This window comes from Thalassomonas sp. RHCl1 (genome assembly GCF_947387555.1).
Taxonomy (GTDB): domain Bacteria; phylum Pseudomonadota; class Gammaproteobacteria; order Enterobacterales; family Alteromonadaceae; genus Thalassomonas.
In genome coordinates this window covers 1,310,337-1,328,858 of sequence record NZ_CANDNZ010000001.1, presented here as the reverse complement: position 1 = coordinate 1,328,858, position 18,522 = coordinate 1,310,337, and the positions used below count along the sequence as shown (strand labels likewise).

Annotated in this window: 12 protein-coding genes; 2 read left to right on the top strand and 10 right to left on the bottom strand. The window is 50.9% G+C overall.

Annotation, left to right across the window (positions count from 1 at the left end; all coding sequences use genetic code 11):
- Nucleotides 1-61: 61 nt before the first annotated feature.
- From QL234_RS05785 to QL234_RS05770, 4 genes are all read right to left on the bottom strand, one after another.
- Nucleotides 62-3,298 (bottom strand): response regulator, encoded by a 3,237-nt coding sequence (locus QL234_RS05785; RefSeq protein WP_281556876.1) that lies wholly within the window; start codon nucleotides 3,296-3,298, stop codon nucleotides 62-64.
- A gap of 41 nt (nucleotides 3,299-3,339) precedes the next feature.
- Nucleotides 3,340-4,431, bottom strand: a complete 1,092-nt coding sequence (torT, locus tag QL234_RS05780; RefSeq protein ID WP_281556875.1) for a TMAO reductase system periplasmic protein TorT — start codon at nucleotides 4,429-4,431, stop codon at nucleotides 3,340-3,342.
- Between the two features lie 227 nt (nucleotides 4,432-4,658).
- Complete coding sequence (locus tag QL234_RS05775; RefSeq protein ID WP_281556874.1) at nucleotides 4,659-5,792, bottom strand: amidohydrolase family protein; 1,134 nt, start codon at nucleotides 5,790-5,792, stop codon at nucleotides 4,659-4,661.
- A 170-nt stretch (nucleotides 5,793-5,962) separates the two neighbouring features.
- A complete protein-coding gene (locus QL234_RS05770; protein ID WP_281556873.1) occupies nucleotides 5,963-7,429 on the bottom strand; it encodes a glycoside hydrolase family 19 protein in 1,467 nt (488 codons plus the stop codon).
- Between the two features lie 357 nt (nucleotides 7,430-7,786).
- Here QL234_RS05770 and QL234_RS05765 point away from each other — a divergent pair, with 357 nt between their 5' ends.
- Complete coding sequence (locus tag QL234_RS05765; RefSeq protein ID WP_281556872.1) at nucleotides 7,787-9,085, top strand: Glu/Leu/Phe/Val dehydrogenase; 1,299 nt, start codon at nucleotides 7,787-7,789, stop codon at nucleotides 9,083-9,085.
- A 32-nt stretch (nucleotides 9,086-9,117) separates the two neighbouring features.
- Here QL234_RS05765 and QL234_RS05760 read toward each other — a convergent pair whose 3' ends face one another.
- The 4 genes from QL234_RS05760 to QL234_RS05745 form a co-directional block, all read right to left on the bottom strand.
- A complete protein-coding gene (locus tag QL234_RS05760; RefSeq protein ID WP_281556871.1) occupies nucleotides 9,118-9,492 on the bottom strand; it encodes a hypothetical protein in 375 nt (124 codons plus the stop codon).
- Between the two features lie 18 nt (nucleotides 9,493-9,510).
- Entirely contained in the window at nucleotides 9,511-9,771 is a 261-nt protein-coding gene (locus QL234_RS05755; RefSeq protein WP_281556870.1) for a hypothetical protein, read from the bottom strand.
- Nucleotides 9,772-9,939: 168 nt separating this feature from the next.
- On the bottom strand, nucleotides 9,940-11,496 hold the full coding sequence (locus QL234_RS05750; protein WP_281556869.1) for a DUF4157 domain-containing protein: 1,557 nt from the start codon (nucleotides 11,494-11,496) through the stop codon (nucleotides 9,940-9,942).
- Between the two features lie 89 nt (nucleotides 11,497-11,585).
- Entirely contained in the window at nucleotides 11,586-12,503 is a 918-nt protein-coding gene (locus QL234_RS05745) for a hypothetical protein (protein ID WP_281556868.1), read from the bottom strand.
- A gap of 371 nt (nucleotides 12,504-12,874) precedes the next feature.
- On the opposite strand from QL234_RS05745, the gene QL234_RS05740 reads away from it, so the two are divergent.
- On the top strand, nucleotides 12,875-13,501 hold the full coding sequence (locus QL234_RS05740; RefSeq protein ID WP_281556867.1) for a PEP-CTERM sorting domain-containing protein: 627 nt from the start codon (nucleotides 12,875-12,877) through the stop codon (nucleotides 13,499-13,501).
- A gap of 67 nt (nucleotides 13,502-13,568) precedes the next feature.
- Here QL234_RS05740 and QL234_RS05735 read toward each other — a convergent pair whose 3' ends face one another.
- Nucleotides 13,569-15,104 (bottom strand): DUF4157 domain-containing protein, encoded by a 1,536-nt coding sequence (locus QL234_RS05735; protein ID WP_281556866.1) that lies wholly within the window; start codon nucleotides 15,102-15,104, stop codon nucleotides 13,569-13,571.
- A 114-nt stretch (nucleotides 15,105-15,218) separates the two neighbouring features.
- On the bottom strand, nucleotides 15,219-18,479 hold the full coding sequence (locus QL234_RS05730) for a DUF6519 domain-containing protein (protein ID WP_281556865.1): 3,261 nt from the start codon (nucleotides 18,477-18,479) through the stop codon (nucleotides 15,219-15,221).
- Nucleotides 18,480-18,522: the final 43 nt, after the last annotated feature.

The window sequence follows — 18,522 nt, the reverse complement described above, 5'->3', positions numbered from 1 at the left end:
CTTCAGTTTTTACCTCAGCTATTACCTTCAGCTTTCGCCTCAAGATAGGTCAGCGTTGTTATTATTCTTTTAGTATGGTCAGCGCCTGTTCTACCTGGTCAAGCGCTTCAATAGCCTCATCAAATTCATAGTCTTTGACAAGTTCCGACAAATCATCCATAACCGCAGCATCCTCATCACTGAGTAAATATTTCAAGCCCAGCAAGGCATCTCCGGCATCGCTACTGCCTGACTCCAGCAAGGTTTTAAGCTCCTGAAGTTTTGCTGCTACCTGCTCAGCATCCACTTCTTCATCGCCCTGCACCACTGCAGCTTCTGCTGTATCAGCAACAGATTCAACAGCCGGTTCGGGTGCAACAAAGGCGGCTAAACCTGACATCACCTGATCAAATTCACCGATAAAGGTTTTCAGCCCCGAAGGCTCCCTTTCCCCGGACAAGACCTCGACTTCCAGCGCCTGCGCCGCATCACTTAACGCCATGGCCCCTAACGTGCCCCCCGCGCCTTTAATGGTATGCAGCTTGCGGGCAACAAAGTCCTGACCGCCGGACACAAGCGCCTGGGTGATATCTTCACCTGCACTTTGGTAGTCCTGATAAAATTCTGTCAACAATTTGCTCAGCAAGGCCTGGTTACCATTGACCGAGATCAACGCGCGCTCCAGCACTATGCCGGGCAGCTGTGGTAAGTCGTGGTGGTCTTTCACCGGTTTATCTTCCAATGCCTGCTCACACAAGTGCCCCTCAGCCTTTTCCTTAAGCTCAGCCGGCGTATGATCATCGGGCGTTGTCCATTTGGCAACCGCTGAAAAAAGAATGTCCGGATCGATAGGTTTAGTTATATGATCATTCATGCCATTCATCAAGGACTTTTCCTTTTCTCCCACCAGCGCATGGGCGGTCATGGCAATGATCGGCAGCTGGTCACGCCCCGAATGTTTCCTGATGTTATCTGTGGCCTGGTAACCGTCCATCACCGGCATTTGAATATCCATCAGTATCAGGTCAAACATCTCATCCTTGCTATTGGCGTCTTTCACCGCATCAACGGCTTCAAGTCCGTTGCTGACTATGGTTAAGTCAATGCCTTTACCTTCAAGCAATTCCCGGGCAACCTGCTGGTTGATGACATTATCTTCGGCCAGCAGTAACTTGAGGCCTTTTAAATTGATGTCTTGCGATTGTTGCCTTAGCTGGTTTTCCCGTATTTCGCTCAGCTGCTCGCAGCTGCCAATTTTAGAGGCGATCATATTAAACATGGCGGTTAAATTCACCGGTTTTTGCAGATAGCCGTCAAGGGCATCTTTGCCTTCTTTGAGCACATCAAAACCGTCAAACCCCGTCACCATAATGATAATAGGCGGATTGCTGTCCTTAGTCTGTGCCTTGATCAGCCTTGAGGTTTCCACGCCGTCAAGTCCCGGCATATGCCAGTCCATAAAGATAATATCGTAGGGTTTGCAGTTGGGAGTAATCTCCACCCGGCGAATTTCTTCCAGCGCCGCTTCGCCGGAAGAGACCGCATACACGTCAAAGTCCAGCGACTGGAGAATTTCCGTCAGGCTTTCCAGCGCGGTGGCATTGTCGTCGACAATCAACACCCGTTTGCCTTTAAGGGTATCGTCGCTGGGAATATAATGGGCATCGCGGTTGGGATCTAAGGCAAATTTCACCCGAAAGAAAAAGGTGCTGCCGACACCGGGTTCACTTTCCCCCCAGATCTCCCCGCCCATCAGTTCCACCAGTTGTTTGGAAATGGTTAAGCCCAGGCCGGTGCCGCCATATTTACGTGTGGTGGAGGTATCTGCCTGGGTGAATGACTGGAACAGCTTGTCTTTTTGTGCTTTGGTCATGCCGATCCCTGTGTCTTTGACGAAAAAGGTCAAAGTCGCTTCTTTTTCATCCTCGCTGTCACAGGAAACAGAAATGGCAATCTCACCGTCTTCGGTAAACTTGACCGCATTGCTGGCCAGGTTAAGCAGGATTTGCCCCAAACGCAGGGGATCGCCAATCAGGTTGCAGGGAATATCGTGGGGACAGGAAATGGTAATTTCCGTGCCTTTGGCCTTGGCGCCGGTAACAATGAGGTTGGATAAATCCATCAGCACTTCATTTAAGTCAAACGACACCTTTTCCATATGCAGTTTACCGGCTTCGATTTTGGAAAAATCCAGGATGTCGTTGATAATGCGCAGCAATGCCTGCGATGAAGAGCTGATTTTCGAGAGATAATCCCGCTGCGGCGGGGTCAGCTGGGTTTTCAGCGCCAGATAGGACAAGCCGATGATGGCATTCATCGGCGTGCGTATTTCATGGCTCATATTGGCGAGGAAATCACTTTTTGCCTGGCTGGCCATATCCGCCTGTTCAAGGGCATCCTGAAGCTCTGAGGTACGCTCTTCCACCAGTTTTTGCACCGAGGAGTTTTGCTTGAACAAAAAGGCGATAAAAATCGAGATCATCAAACTAAAGGCGCTGCCGCCCACTAAAATAGACAGTGCCAGCCGGGTTTCGGTACCGCCTTCATAATCGGGAAAAACACGCCAGTTAAAGATCCACATGAATTTCCCCACCATCACTTTCACCGGAAAGGTCTTCACTACCTGCTGCTGGCGATTTTCCGGCTGGTAGAGTAATTTTTCTATAGTCTTGCCGTTATCTAAACGCCAGTTGCCCATTAATTCAAAATTTAACCCTTTCGGGGCATGCACCGCCTCCAGGCTTTGCGCGAAGTCGGTAATATCCGGCATGGACACCACCACGCCGCGGATGCTGTCGGTTTCAATGTATAAGGCGGCCAGGCTGAATTTCGTGCCGTATTCATCTTCAAACGGCGACCCCAACACCACCTCCCCCGGGTAGTTTATTGCCGTTAAGATCGGCAGTTTTGCCTGCGGCAAATTGATAAGGTTCGAGCCCACTTCCAAAATGCCTGACTCTTCGCTGCTTAAACTGATAATAAACTTTTGCTCATCGGTATTTGCCGACGAAAAATCGACAAAGGCGGCATTAAGCAGCGGCATTCCCGACTCCGAGCCGCTGAAGAACTCGTAACTGTCCATCATCTCGTCTTCGGTCACCTGGGCCGAACTTAAAAACAGGTTGGCAAAACCCCGCATTGGCCCGACAAAGTGGGACACCCAAAACTGGCCGATATCAGAAATACTTTTGGCGTCCTGCGCCGCCCGCTCAAGCCAGGCGGCTTCGGCTTTCGCCTGAATGCTGTTATGCACCTGGTACGAGGTAGCGATGCCGCCTAACAGTATGGTGATAACGATAAGTAATTGGACAGGTTTCACAGGCTACTTCTCCAGGGAATAATTGCTAACATATACAGCGGTTAATTGACAGAATACACCGTGCGAAAGCCGTTGGGGGCTAAGGTGCTGGCCCGGTCGAAGGTTCTTAAATTGCCGCTGTGCACGACATTGAGTTTCACGCCGACATGTTTATAGTACTGCTTGCCTTCAAGAATGCGGACAATTTGATCAATGGCAATGCGCCCCTGGATCACCGATGACAGGGAGACCGCGGCGGCAATTTTTCCGCGCTTGATCCCGGCATAAACCCCGGGATTAAAATATTGGGTTACCAGCTTGACTTTTTTATCCAGTTTTTTCTTACGTAACATGGAAATAGCCACTTCTGCGGTTACCGCAGTCCCGGCGATATAATCAAGCGCCAGGTCCTCTGCCAGTACTTCTTTGAGCAGCTTTCTTTGAACCCTTTTGCCGGTATCGCCGTATTTTACCGTCAAAACATTAATATCCGGGTTTTCTTTTACCGCCACTTCAAAGCCCTCATTGCTGTAATCGACCCAACCGGCGCCCTTGGGCCCGGGCAGCCAGGCAACATTAACCGGCTCGGTATTACCCGCCTCTTTTTGTGAGCGGGCAATAAAGTCTCCGACCATATAACCCATGTCCTTATGGGAGTAGGACGACTTGGCGGTAATGTCGGGTGAGCTGATACCGTTGACTAAATCTATTACCGGAATATTTTGCTTTTTCAGCTCAGCGACCAAAGGGTTCAAACCGTCGGTGGAAATGGCGCCAATGACCACGCCGTCGGCCTTGTTGGCGACACAATCGCGGATTTGCTGTATCTGGATATCGAGATTGTTAAAACCACCGGCTTCGAATAACTCCATTTCAATGCCTAGCCTTTCAGATTCTTCGGCGACGCCATAATCCACCGCCAGCCAGAAAGAGTCTTTGACATGGGGGAAAGAGACGCAGATTTTCCACTTTTTCTCCGCTTTTTGCAGCGGGATATAATCCACCTCTTTGCGGGTGCTCTCCCTGACAAATGGCTGGTCCCATACCTGGACACGGAGCGGGTACCAATCGGAGGCCGATGCGTTGCTCAGGCAGGCCGTCAACAGGTTTGCAGTCAGCATAGCCGCCACTAAAAGTGCTTTTGCGAGATTCATGATAGATCCACAACTTTTCATCAAGTTTTCAGTTTTTCCGATGGAATGATAGCAGGAAGTATTTACCACATCTATCCAAGACAGTGCCGTTCTCCAGACCGAATGAATATAACGCATGGTAAACAAGTCTTTGCACTCACCGGCTTCCCTGCAAATAAAAGAAAACCGGTGAGCGTGCAGGACTTTACTGAAAAAGCCCCGCCCTTACCCAAAAAGGCGGCTAGCCGCTAACGGCAAATCTGCGGCGCCTGATACTTATCCATGCCCATCAACCGGAAATAGTTCTCTCCCAGGGCAATATTTCTAAAGGCATTGTCATCAAGGTAGAGATTGATGCGGCTGGTCACTTCAACCTCCTGGGCATATACCAGGAAGTCTTTTTTACGTGACGCGACAAAGTCGGTGCCGGGCAAAATCCGGGTGGAGTATGCGTTGAAGAAATCAACATACTGAGCACGAATTTCAGGTTTGATAAAGTAGTTGTCGTAAATCACCCGCCAGGAAATATCCAGCATCAAATTGGGGTATTTATCCAAGCGCTCTTTCATCACCGCAATATGCTTGACCGGATCCGCCGCTTTCAACTCGGCGGACAGTCCCATATGCACCCAGATAATTTTATTGTCGGGATATAACTCCAGCACCTTATCCATCAATGGCAGGTACTTGTAGTTTTCTCCTTCGTTGTCATTGCCCAAATCGGAGTGAATGGCCACCGGCATCTTATCTTCACGAAGTTTTGCCATAAAATCCGCCCATCTGGGAATGGCTTCTATCGGCGTGGCCTTATGGCCATTTTGAAACAGTGCCTGCTTGACCAAGTTCACTTCCCCCATCCATTTAAACTTGTCCGGGTATTCCTGGTTCAGCTGCAGCATTTGCGGCTTGATCCATTGCGGCTCGGCCAGGTTGGGAAAACTCATCGACAAGGTTAAGTGCAAACCATCAGGCGGAAACTCCATATAATTGGAGGCATTGCGGAAATCATTTTTTATGCTGGGGATAACCAGGGTGTCGGGACAATCAAGATAATAATCACAGGATGAATCTACCGGTAAGGTCTGGCCGATGCCATAAACATTGACAAACAGCACACCTAAACGACGAAAATAATCATCAAGTTCATGCATGGGGATCGCATGGCCGCCGAAGGGGCGAAAATGATTATGGGCATCAATGACAAAGCTGTAAGACTCTGTACTGCGGTCATAACATTGTTTATTTTCGGCGGTGAACATCGCCAAATCACGGGGATTCTTGGTAAGCGCCGGATCTAAGGTATTGTTCGCAGTGGTTGAAGTGGTGCTACAAGCGCTGAGCAGTAGCGTCAGGGCAGCTAACCCCGTGAGTTTTTTAACCATTTTTGGCATCCTTGATGTTATTACTTTTTATTAACAGTGCAGTTAAAACAGCTCGTTAGAGGCTAATACAAAACACTTGAAAAATATAGTAAAAACCTCAGTAATAACATCAAGGGACAAACCCGGGCCGAGCTTATATAAAGAAGTAACAAGCTCAGCAGCAGTAAAAATTAATTATCTATAACCTCGACATCAAAATAATGCTGGACACATTTTTGATAATCCCCCGCTTGCAGGGCAAAATGCCGGGTTTGATAACCCACCAGCTTACAGGCAAAAGACTTGCCTTCCGGCATGTCCGGGTAATAGCCCCAGTCCTGATCCCAGTATATTTGCATCGCACCAGCACCGTCGGTATCAAAACTTTTTTGATTGGCACAACCTAATACTTCCGTACTCTCTACCGGCACGCCTAAGGCTGCGGCATGTTCACGGTAATAGGCCATTCGGTTTAACGACTGGGGCTTTTCATGACCATGCCCGCATTCTATGCCGCCGTTAATTATATTGGTTGTGGCGCCAAACCCAGGCTGAATGCCGAGGCTGAGATCATGGCTGTTGGGCTGCCAGGTACCGTCAATCACATGCAGCATACTGGGTTTCGGGGATGCCGGATAAAGATAGAAAAACACCGCCGAGGCAATATTTAACCAGCTATCAGCCACCAGTTCAGGGTTTTGCAACAGCACGGACACATCCCCGTACATGGCCTGGGAAAACGGCCCGTAATTATAGTTGTAGCTTAATTGCTTGGCGCCGCGACCGTAATACTTCTGATAACCGCCGCCGGGACGGGTGCCGCAGGGCCACTGCTGTCCCTGCCAGGTATCGGGGGAGCATTCGGCGTTATATAAACAGCTGCTGTCATTTTCATTACAGCCGGCTTCACGGACATACACCAGCGCCTGGCGCCACTCTTCTATCGGCGAGTTAGCGTCATGGCCCCCGGTTTCCTGGGTAAAGTGGGCAAACATAGTCGCCAGTGATTTACGGCAGATCGCATCACTGCTGCGCCCGTCGCTGTAACCGGCACAAAAGCCTTTAAATTTGCCTATGGCCTGTAAAAACTTCTCATAACTATAGGCGCTATGGCGCTGCGGGAAAGTATAAAGCCATTGCTGCTCGGAAAAGATCTGCTCCACCCGTTTAACATTTTCCGGGTTAGTGACAGCACCTGCTTGAATCAGCTCCACCTCAGCGTTAGATCGGGTTTCAATCGAGGCTTTCACTTCAAGAAACTGCGCAGAGCTGGTTAATGCCGCCTCTGCTGCCTCAAGCTCGCTTTTGAGCATGGTATAACCGCCGCCGGGATTGGGCTGCGGCCCGCTTGGCGGCTCAACCGGCTCCCCCGGATTGGTGGGATCACAAGCACCACTTTGTCCCGACTGGCAATTGGCGATAAATAACCAGGGGCCATCGCTGTTCGCGGCATCGGGTTCATCCCCCTGGGTCCACCACCTGGCTTCAAATATGGCGGCAGCATAGACCACCTGCTCACCGGCTAAATAAACGGCGTTTGCTTTCCATGAAGTTAACTCTGCGGTTTTACCATTTGCTGCCGGGCTTGCCGTGAAAAACATGATTAATATTAAAATCAGGCTCCCTGGATATACGGCCCTGTGCTTTGTTGTCTGCATTTTCTCATTCCTTTTGCTTATTCCTGTTGCTTGATCCTGTTGGCTTAAGCCTGCTGCTAAGATCACAGGATGGCGATCCCCTGCCCTGCTTTTCCCGACAGGCACCGACAATATTTTTTGGTTGTTAATTCAGCAACTTTAATCATAATCGCAATGACAGCGCTGTCAATTTATATTACGAAATAATGATCTGAAGATGAATTATTGATGAAATAACGCCGGGCTAAACAAAGCCGTCCATCGCTATTTAGCCAGTCACGACAAAATTTGCCCGTGATAGCAAAACCGGCAACCGCTAAATGCATTTCTCAACTAAGATAAAGACACCGCCAGCAACAACATCGAAAAAGGGCTGATATGAGCAACCCAAACGTCTTCGACGATGCCTTAACCCGGATTAAAGCCATAGGTATGGATGCCGGTGTCAGCAGCGAAGTGGTCGCGTCTTTATTGTACCCCAGGGCTTTGCTGCAGGCCTCGTTACCGGTAAGAATGGACAACGGCGCCCTGCGTTATTTCACCGGTTACCGTTGCCAGTACAATAATGTCCTTGGCCCGACCAAGGGCGGCATTCGTTATCACCCCCAAGTCAACCCGGAGGAAGTGCAGGCGCTGGGATTATGGATGACCATCAAATGCGCCCTGCTCGGCATTCCCTTTGGCGGCGCCAAAGGCGGCGTCTCGGTACAGCCAAAAGAGCTGTCACCGATGGAACTCGAACGCTTGTCCCGGGCCTATGTCAGGGCCATGGCGGACTTTATCGGCCCGGATATCGATATACCCGCCCCCGATGTCTACACCAATGCCCGCATCATGGGCTGGATGATGGACGAATTTGAGGCCATCAACCGCTTGCGGGCCCCGGCGGTGATCACCGGAAAACCGGTACACCTGGGGGGCAGCCTGGGGCGGGACGAAGCCACCGGCCGCGGCGCCTACCTGTGCATCCGCGAACTGGCAGAAAAACAGGGCTGGCAGGCAGAAAATATCCGGGTTGCGGTGCAGGGCTTTGGCAATGCCGCTTATCATGTATCCCGGCTATTGCAGGCGGACGGCTTTAACATTGTCGCCATTTCCGACTCCCAGGGCGGGGTTTATTCGAAACAGGGTTTTGACATCGAAAGCCTGTGGCAGGAAAAGCAATCGTCCCGTAAGATGCGCGCGGTATACTGCGAGCAGTCGGTGTGCCAATTGATCGAGCACAGCGAAATCAGTAATGAAGAGTTACTGGCACTGGATGTCGATGTCTTGATCCCGGCGGCGCTTGAGGGGGTGATCAATAACGAAAATGCCGACAACATCCGGGCCCGCACCATAGTTGAAGTGGCCAACGGTCCGATACAAAGCCAGGCAGAGGCCCGCCTTGAAGAGCGGGGCATACAGATCTTACCGGATGTGCTGGTCAATGCCGGCGGCGTCACCGTCAGCTATTTTGAATGGGTGCAAAACCGCGCCGGTTATCTCTGGCCGTTAGAGGAAGTGAGAAGCAAACTCGAAAACCAAATGAAAACCGCCTTTGCCCGGGTCTGGCAAGTGGCCAAGTCCGAAAAACGAAGCCTGCGCAGCGCCGCTTACACTGTGGCAATGCGCAGGATCGGCGAAGCTGTAATGTCCCATGGTACCCGGGAATATTTTAATAAGGATGAAGGTCAATGAAGAAAAGCAATCCTTAATCTCGGGAAAGCAGCTTACTCCAACAGCCATTGCCTCGCCCGGCTAATGTCGTTAAATAACGCCATTTGCCAGCAGATTTTCAGCGCCCGTGATTTTTCCAAATACTGCTCAAGCTGCTTGACCAGCCTTGGTTCTTTGGCAATAAAAGCACACTTTAAGCTGTCTTTTTGCAACGAGGCTCGTAAGTCCCTGACCGCCGTGATATCCACCTGGGTATCGCTCAGGGCAAGGCTGATAATGTCACCGGCATCCCAGATAAAATAATCGATTTCAGCAAAACGGGGATCTTCATACATGGCATCGTCGCTGTCGCAAACCTCATTTAAGGTCACAACTCCACTAAACTTGATATAGACCCCCCTGGTTTCCCAGGTACAGGTATACGGCATAGCGCCCCCTCTTTAACACTACTGCCTGATTTGAATTTCCGGGTGGGGATTGATGGTGCCTTCATCGTCTATCACTATCGGACTGCCGTTGAGTATCATCACGGCAAGTTTGCCTTCGGAGGATATACGGATAAAAGCCAGCTCATACCCATAATTATACAAAGAGCTTACCGAGGCCTGCTGGCTGACATTAAGCTGAGACCATAATTGGTGCTTATTTGGCGATAAGTGTCTGCGTTCTTTTTCCTGAGAATGATCATTTTCTTCAATCATAGGCATACAACTATTCCACATGATTAGCACTCAGTCTCGTCCTGTATACTAAGTCTAATTGATAACAGGTAAAACTACTGTCTCAATGAAAAGCATTTTTTGCAAGGAAAACCCTCGGCAAAGTGAATAAAAAACAAACAAAAATGAATTTGCCAATTGCTGACTTTTATCCCTTCATAGTTTATAAAAACGCACATACCATTCCCTGCCCACGGAAACATAAGTCATATGTTTATGAAATTTCGGCGCATAAACGTCATGTTCGGTCCCTGCAGTATCTTTGACCCTGATAGTGCCGCCGCCACAGGAAAATTTTCCGGTGCCCTTGGGCGGCTTACATTTGGCTTCCTCGCCTTTTTTCGGCATAGAACGCGGGGAATACCATTTGATGGCGCCACTGACGGTATCAGCGGTCATATTCTGCTTAAGCACAGTTTCAGCTATGGTGTTAGTGCCCGTCGTGGCACTTTGATCATCGGCATCTTTAAAATGTTTTTTGGCTTTTTCGACACTGTTGGTATTTAAACGGATCATCTGGTTCCTGACCGCCCAGGCAATGGCCGTTTGCTCTGTGGTATTGCCGACGCCAAGCTCCGAGCGGATAATGGTGGCCAAATCGGCTTTATTGGTGGCATTAAAATGGGGATGATGGCTGCCGCTGCCGGTATAAGCGCGGGCAACAAGGGTAATTTGCGGCGACTTGATATTTTTATCGTTTTCCGCCATCCAATGGGCAGTACCGTTTTTGTATTTATACTTCACTTTTTTCAGGATATGGCGGTATTTGCCGTCATCCGCCAAATAAGTCCCCACCTTGGGAAACGGGATTTTTCCATCCCATTTGCGGGTCATAACTTCAAAACTGCCGGCATTTTTTTTCCGGGTATAGTTTTTCTGTTTTCCCAGTGAGGCGCCGCTGCTGTCAATAAAATCCGACTGAAACTCCCTCACCTTACAATTAAAAGCCACAGTCACTTCGGCCTCATCTCCCGGCTTTTCAATTTTTGCCGGACTAACGGTATGATCTTTAATAACATCGTCGGCATCTGTGCCTGAGGTGCAATTGGCAAGCCGCTGAATTCTCGCACTTTGCCCTCCCTGCTGAAGCACATGGGCCAGCTCATGACTGATCAAATGCCTGCCGCGATCGCTTTGCGGCTGATATTCACCCCGGCCAAAAACAATATGGTTGCCAAAGGTAAAGGCCCTGGCATTCACCGCCTCGGCCAGATTTTCGGCATAGCCGCCGTGATGAAATTTGACCCCGCTAAAATCCCGGCCAAACCTGGGTTCGAAAAAAGCACGGCTGGATTCAGGCATGGCCATACCTCTGTTATTCAAGCCATGGACAGCAGTCCCGACGCCAGGTGCCGGTTCAGCAGCTGCTGCCATTTGGGTTGAGCTTTGTGCCCTGCGCTGTATTTTACCCACGAGATCAAGAGCCTGATGATGACTTTCTCCGGCAGGCAATACTTGCCCCTGTCTTTGCACCCGGTTGTAGTTGTCAGCAACAGTTGTACTCATCACCTGATCGGCAAGACGGTCCGCCTGCTGCTCATCGGCATCGTTTGCCCGGGTTATTTTAATAGCCGATGTTTTTACCGCGGCAGGCTCAACGGCCAGGATATCACGTAATCGCCGCCGGTTTTTCCACCCCGCTGCGGCCCCCTGATAATTCACACTTTCTGCTGTCTTGCTATGGTTAGCCGCCCTGTTCTTGAAAGCATACATAGAGCAACCTGCTGACTTTTGCTACTGGCAAGGTAAAGAATAATGCAAAGCAGGCAAGATGCCAGTGAGCGACTTTAGAAGCTGCAGCATTAAAAACTGCCGCTGGCGGAATGGCTTAAATCCAACTCGTTGATAAAGGGTAAATTGCCTGCACGCCTGTGTTGCAGCACCCAAAAGGCAGCCAGCGCCGGGGAGTAGAGATCAGCGGTATCTACACCGAAATCGTCACAAATCAGGTATTGCAAACCGATATCATAGGTACGCTTTACGGGATCCACCGCCAGGCTGGTAACACGGATACGCAGCCCCTGGGTACCGCCGATAATGCCTTTAAGGGCAAAACCATCTGAGAAACTAAAGCTTACCCCGGGCAGGCTAACGCCGGCAATGGATAAGGTATTGCAGTCAATCACACCGCTGGCAGCCATCGCCGTTAATGCCGTTTCGATGGCGGTCACTGTGGCGGTATTGAGCCGGGTGAAGGTGGCTGAGCTCAGGGCAGCACTGCCCAGCGTACTGCTATTGTCGTGGCTTAAGGTTGTGCCGCTGCCACCGGTAAAATGATCCACCATACGCCAGCCTTCAGATCCCGCCAGTAACCCCAGTTCAAGGCGCATATCATTGCGCAGGCGAAAATCGATGGAAAGGTTGTCCGCCTGCCACACCAGTGCCCGCCCTGCAGCACCGACACCGGAGAGTGACTGAAAATCATTATGGGTAAAGTCACTGCCGCCGCCACAGCCGCCGCGATTAAATATCTGCCTGGGTAAAGTGCTGCAGGGAGAGACACTGATCGCCCCCGGGGCAGCAAGACGCTGAATAAGGCCGGATGAGGTTGGCACAGCCGCCGGAGAAGCCCTGAGGATGTGCCTTATTTTGCCGTCATTCGCCCGGCTTAAAGCTGATAAATAACGGCCCGGATTGCCTTGATGTCCCCAAGTTGTTTGCCTGCCCGAGCGCTCCTGTCGCTGATGCGCGGTTTTGTTGTTATAGAGAAACTCCGGCATATCCCTTTACCTTGTTGTTGATCCCGAACTTGAGTTCAAAAAGTGGCAATAACCGCGATACCCGATTGGCATTCAGCTGAACATAGCCGTTAACCATAATTAAATATAGTACAGCAGGCTGTTTATACTGAAAAAAAAGCAACTGTTACCACTGCAATGGACAGAGTTAAACGCCCTTGGAAGCAGGCTGAAACAGACGAATGCGATCAAAAACCACACAATCCATGTCTAATTATTTTACAAATTTAACACTTTCAGATTCAGCTGCACAAAAAACACACAGCCAATCAACTACTTAATAAACTGGCATTTTTTATGCCTCAACCTTGATGCCTCATAAAAGAGGGAATTCAACTAAAGGACTAATTATAATGAAAAAATTAATCACGGTTTTGTGTGTCACTCTGCTACTTCCTTTGTTAACAGCTCATCAGGCGTTAGCCTCCACCATGGCCCTGGGATTTCCAGATGAACCAACGGATGCCTGGATCTGGCCCGGCGCCACCATAGGATGGGAGTTTTCCACTTCAACAGATATCCAGGTAAACAGTTTGGGGGTATGGGATGAATTTGGCGATGGCCTGGGGGAAGAGCATGCTGTAGGTATCTGGGGCTTGGACGGTACCCTGCTGACCTCGGCAATCGTCGGCAGCGGCACCAGTGCCACGTTAGACAGCAGTTTCCGCTGGGTTGATATTCCCAGTTTTTCCCTCGATGCCGGCAGCTATGTGGTGGGAGCTTATTTCTCGGATAATTCCGACCGCGGCGCAGCACGCAGCAGCTATACTACCGCCAGTGAAATTACTTTCAACCAGAACTTATTTTTATATAACAATGGCTTTACCCTACCTACAGAGCACTGGAACAATTTTGACGGCGGTAACTTCGGCGCCAACTTCAAGTTTACTTCCGCTACCGTGCCAGAGCCTTCTGCCTTATTGCTCTTTGGTTTAGGTTTTATCGGACTGGCATTGCGTAAATCAAAAAATAACGCCTGATTGCGTACACTTATTCATCCTTGAACCTGCAGGATACATAGAAGTATGTATCCTGCTATATCGACGTTTATGAACTGCGGCAAGTATAAATAAAGGTACCCATAGACATCTTATGGGAGATGGAAGCATCCGGGAAAGACACCCCGGCAGAAGCCGAACCGACCCCGGCACTGACACTGCCGCTGGCGCCCACCGAGCCGCCGACCCTGACGGTTAACGCCATCTGCGAGCCGCTAGCCCTGCGGTCGGTTTGAATGGCAATAGCCCCGGCGGCCGGGCTATGGCTGAGATCCCAGACACTGCCGCCGCGTTCATTGGCGGCAATTTCACAGCTACTGCCCGATGCCTGACAGGTGAGATCTACCGTGGCATTAAAGCGGATATGTTCCCAGGAAACCCATAAACCGTAATACACCTTGGCAAAGACATACATCCTGACCTTAAGATGGTGATTGCTGTGATCGATATTCGCCCGGTAGGTGACATGGCTGCGCCAGCTTTCCCGGCTTCTTTCGGCAAAAGACAAGGCGTTGTTGCCGACCCCGGTATTGGCGGAAGTACAAGTCACTCTTTGTTTGACATCACTGGCTTTTAACTGCAGCGCTTCATTTTCTGCGCCCCCGCCGACCGCGGTCGCCGCACCGGAAGCAGAGCCGCCGCCTTCCTGTGGCCTTAGCGAGTCATATTCGGCTTTTTTTTGCGGATCCTGCTCACCGATATCATCGTCACTGCTTTGTCTTTGTATGCTGGTTGGCAGGGAAACGCCGCGGGTCGAAGTAAAGCCGTCGATCTTAAACCTGGGATCTCCCGTGGTAATATGGGCCGCCGACTTGGTCTGGGTGATAGCGTCATCCTCCAGGCCACATTGCTCGCATTTATGCTGGGCCACCGGGGCCGCGGTACTTGCTGAAGCTTGCTCTTTTGCTTCCGGCAAAGACATGTTGGCCGCTTTTGCTCCCATCACATCCGCTTCATGCTCCAGGGCAACATCATCGTTGATGCTCTGACCGTTGACTTCACGGCTAGGTTTTACCCGCCCCTGCAGCTGTTGCACCACATGCCAGCCTTCATGGGCCAGATGCTGATCCTGCCCCGGGGCGACATAAATATCCTGCCCCTGGGTGTAGGCCAGGGCATTGACCTGGGCCGGTTTGGCTGAATTTCTGTGCACCCGGGTGCCGGAAAGGTCAACATCACTTAATGCTTCCAGACCCGCCTGCAGTGATGTCGGCATGGCCGTGCCGACGCCGTGATCCTCTTGCTTATACTGCTGCGCCTGTGTCTCATCACAGCCCTTAGGTTGGAGTAATTCTTCCTCTTCCTCCATGGGTTGGCGCTGCGCGACTTCCCCATGCTGCCCTTGTAACCCCCCACCATCGGGGTATTTCGCCTGCAGCATCTCTTCCTCTTCTTCCATTGGCTGTCGCTGCGCCGCTTCCTGCCTTTGTACCACCCCGGCGCTGTCCTGCCCGGCATTATCGGCAAGGGCTTCGCGTATTTTCAAGCGCTGACTGCCGGCAAAAGCAGACGGCTTATTGCCGGGTGCGGCGCCGCTACGCCGGGATGTTTTATCTAAGTGCTTTGATGAAGCAAAACAGTACATAAGTTCATTCTCCCTGCTCATGATTCAGACAATAACAATAGTCGATATCTACCACACCCGCGATCGCCCGGATTCCCCGATAGCGTCAGCCAAACTTATAACGGCAAAGCATCTTTAAGAGAAAACCGTTCCCATGTTGTCACTGGTGATAGCTCCGTCCCTGGCGCGAAAATGTATGGTGGCATCCGGCTCCAGGGTAATATTTTGGGTGATCATAACCCTCACCCCGAGTATTTCCATATAACGTCCGGTGGGATTGCGGGAGCTGAAAAAGTTATTATTAAGCTGCACTATGCCCGCTAAAACACTTTCATCCATACCGGTAAATTCATTATCCGAAAGCACACATCTGGCATAACCGCTTAACGGTAAAGCCGGACCTCCCGCGGCATCCAGGCCAATAAAAGTAATGATGCGGTAAATGCGGCTCTTACTGGCAAGTAACTGATTTTGCGCCGTTAAGAAATTGCCTCCCAGACTGATGTCTTCGTCTGCCAACGGCCTGCCGCCGTCAATTAATGCACTGTTGAGCACCAGGTGGCTGTTAAAGTTACTGTCGCTGATCTGCGCCGACATAGTGTTGTCCGCCAGACCCAGACCATGGGTAAAGCCGGACTCGGTGGCAAAAGTGACAAAATCATCAATCAAGGTCACCCGTTGATCTATGGTAATGCTGGTGTCGGTCAGGCTTTGATAAAAGGCATTGATAGTTTGGCTGCGCCGCCCGGGGGTAACCACGGTAAAATTATCCGAAAAGCGGTTAAGACTAGTCACAGATTCACTGGCAAGTTCGCTGGAGACATTGCGGATAATCACTGTCCTGGTACGTCCGCTTCTGTCTATCCTGCTGATGCTCTGGCTGGGAATGGCCTCGGCCCAATTATTTTTCGTCCCTTGCGGTAAGGCATCGATTTCCTGCGCTAAGGCCAGCACCGCCTGATCATATTCCACGCTATACTTGCTGAACTGCCCGCCGAGCAAGTTGTCTACCAGGGTCACAACATTTTCGTTACTGGCGATATCTCCCGAAGTAAAATCACTGGTGTTAACATTGGAAATCAGCCGGGTATAGGTAGCGCTGAGAATATTGCCGTTCCATATCAGATTAGCACTTTCCCCCGGGGCAGAGAGATTAATGACAGGCACCACATCCGGCGCGCCGCTGGCACGGATAAACTGACAGTTTTCAATAACAATATTATCAGCGTTAAGCTGCATATTGGCATCACCGCTTTCAAAGATGAAAGTGATATCACGAAAGATCACTTCCCTTGCACTGATGGTCCAGGCCTGGTCAATAAAACGCACTGTACTGGCCTGAGTGCCGCTGCCGATAATTTTTACCGTGTCCTTAGCACTAATGGCAACGGGGTTGTTCACCTGGTGGTCAAAAGCCTGCAAACACAGCCAAATAGAAGTGCGCTCAGCATCCCCCTGGAAATCCGCCAGCTCGTTATCCAAAGTGCGCTCAATGCCGTCAATAGCAATAGAGCAGCCCCCCGAAGCCTGCACCTCCCGCTCGCATAAGATTTGCAGCGCCTCTTGTACCGTCACCGCAGCTTGCAAATCAGGACACAAGGTGCCGTCCTGGTTCATAGGGATGGTGTCGGCGCGCAGTCCGCACAAAATGGTATCTAAGGTATCTTTTAATGCCTGATTGGACGCGGTCAGGCCCAGCAAGCTGCGCAATGTCGGACTGGTATCGCAGGCAGGCACCAGGTAGGGCAAAGTCGCGGCATTGAGATTACATAACAGGGCATTGATGGCAACATTCAGCGGCTGGATATCATTGCCGGGTAAGCCCAACAAGGAGCGCACGCTGGGGTCGGCGGCGGTGCCGCAATCCGGGATCAGATATGGCAAAGTCGATGCATTTAAATTGCAAAACAGGGCATCAAGCATGTCCTTGACCGAGGTCTTGCCGTCATTGTCTAAATCCGACCAGCCGGCTAAGGTACTGAAATAGGCAAGCACAGTATCCGTAGTACACCCGGGAGTGACATAAGCGATATCTTCGGCGCCGATATCACACAGGGCATCCAGGGCCTCTTGGACATTTTCCGCACCATGGAACAGGTTATTACAATCTTCGATAAAGCCAACATCTGAAGCCATAATGTTGGTCAAGGCCGGAAAATGAAACTGCCTGTGTTCGGCGTCGGTTTGCGGCACCAGTACGCCAGCACCGTCGACGGTCGCCAGCACCAGATAATGGTGTTTAACACCGTTTGGCAGCTCCCCCTGCACCTCGGAGCCGAGCACATAATCGCCGGGTTCGTTGACCGCCTCGCGCACCGGGGTAAACCAGAAGTCCCCGGCGACAAAACGGTTACCGTTCAAGACCAAGGTCAGCTGCAATAATTCCAGGTTAACGTTAAAGTCCGTGCCTATTTCAAAATAGCCGTGGGCATCGCTGTTCACCGCATCGGAAAAGCTGGTACCCCGGTCTATGCCGGAAACCAAAGTGGCAGTGCTGAGGTTGATGGTACAATAGCCGTCCCACTGGCGCACATAATCCTTGGCTTCATCCGGCGCCACCGGTACTGTATAACTATCACTCAGAATACCGCGTTTGGCCCTGACGCCCATAAAATGGTTGCCAAGATTTTTCTCCGTTTCCTCATCGAAAAACTCGTAGACAAAATCCCCCGAGGTAAAACCGGCGGGCTCCTCCCCGGTCACAAACTGCTCAGCGCCGTTATCCCGCGACCATTTCAGGATAATAAAATCTTCGCCGCCGTCGTTGTAGACTTCATGTACTTCCACCCTGAACAGGTAATTTCCGATACGCTCGTCCAGCTCGACTTTAATAGAACAGGGATCGCAGATATCTTCACTGACAAAAATCGTGCGCAGCGCCAGACTCAGCTCCGCGTCCCCTATGCTGGGGTTTTGCGCTTCATCCATCACATCCAGGCTGGTGGCACCCCATTTCACCTGGCACATGGTCTGGCTGCGGGTACAGGTATCGGCGCCGTGCAGGCCGGGGTCGAGCAAGGCCGCATCTTCCAAACTGGTGACGCTGCGCTCCCAGACATCGGCATAGAGCAGGTAATCGTTAGCGGGTAGCGCCTGAGGGTTAATGAGATCCGTCTGGGCAATAAAATCCACCGCCGTTTCGCTTATCACCTCGGCGGGAATACCGTCGACATAAAGCCTGCCCGGCGCTATGGTAAAGTCATTATTTATCGCCAGGCCGCCGCTTGCCGGCGCGCCGCTTTTAATGGCATCATCCAGGGCATCATCCAAACGGGTTTTGACGATATCCGACAGCTCATTAACATCGCTGTCGAGCACCGCCCGCCCCTGCTGCTGGTAGACGGATGAATAACGTTTAGCTGCTTGATGGCTATCCTTAGCAATCTGAGTTTTCATTGTTTTTCTCCCATAGCCATTTGGTTTAAAAGTATTTGTTCAT

What these genes read in the sequence shown, in the direction of transcription:
- QL234_RS05770 (WP_281556873.1), bottom strand. Translation starts at nt 7,429, where the DNA reads ATGCAGACAACAAAGCACAGGGCCGTATATCCAGGGAGCCTGATTTTA.
- QL234_RS05775 (WP_281556874.1), bottom strand. Translation starts at nt 5,792, where the DNA reads ATGGTTAAAAAACTCACGGGGTTAGCTGCCCTGACGCTACTGCTCAGC.
- QL234_RS05755 (WP_281556870.1), bottom strand. Translation starts at nt 9,771, where the DNA reads ATGCCTATGATTGAAGAAAATGATCATTCTCAGGAAAAAGAACGCAGA.
- QL234_RS05745 (WP_281556868.1), bottom strand. Translation starts at nt 12,503, where the DNA reads ATGCCGGAGTTTCTCTATAACAACAAAACCGCGCATCAGCGACAGGAG.
- QL234_RS05740 (WP_281556867.1), top strand. Translation starts at nt 12,875, where the DNA reads ATGAAAAAATTAATCACGGTTTTGTGTGTCACTCTGCTACTTCCTTTG.
- QL234_RS05730 (WP_281556865.1), bottom strand. Translation starts at nt 18,479, where the DNA reads ATGAAAACTCAGATTGCTAAGGATAGCCATCAAGCAGCTAAACGTTAT.
- QL234_RS05735 (WP_281556866.1), bottom strand. Translation starts at nt 15,104, where the DNA reads ATGTACTGTTTTGCTTCATCAAAGCACTTAGATAAAACATCCCGGCGT.
- QL234_RS05750 (WP_281556869.1), bottom strand. Translation starts at nt 11,496, where the DNA reads ATGTATGCTTTCAAGAACAGGGCGGCTAACCATAGCAAGACAGCAGAA.
- QL234_RS05760 (WP_281556871.1), bottom strand. Translation starts at nt 9,492, where the DNA reads ATGCCGTATACCTGTACCTGGGAAACCAGGGGGGTCTATATCAAGTTT.
- QL234_RS05765 (WP_281556872.1), top strand. Translation starts at nt 7,787, where the DNA reads ATGAGCAACCCAAACGTCTTCGACGATGCCTTAACCCGGATTAAAGCC.
- torT (WP_281556875.1), bottom strand. Translation starts at nt 4,431, where the DNA reads ATGAATCTCGCAAAAGCACTTTTAGTGGCGGCTATGCTGACTGCAAAC.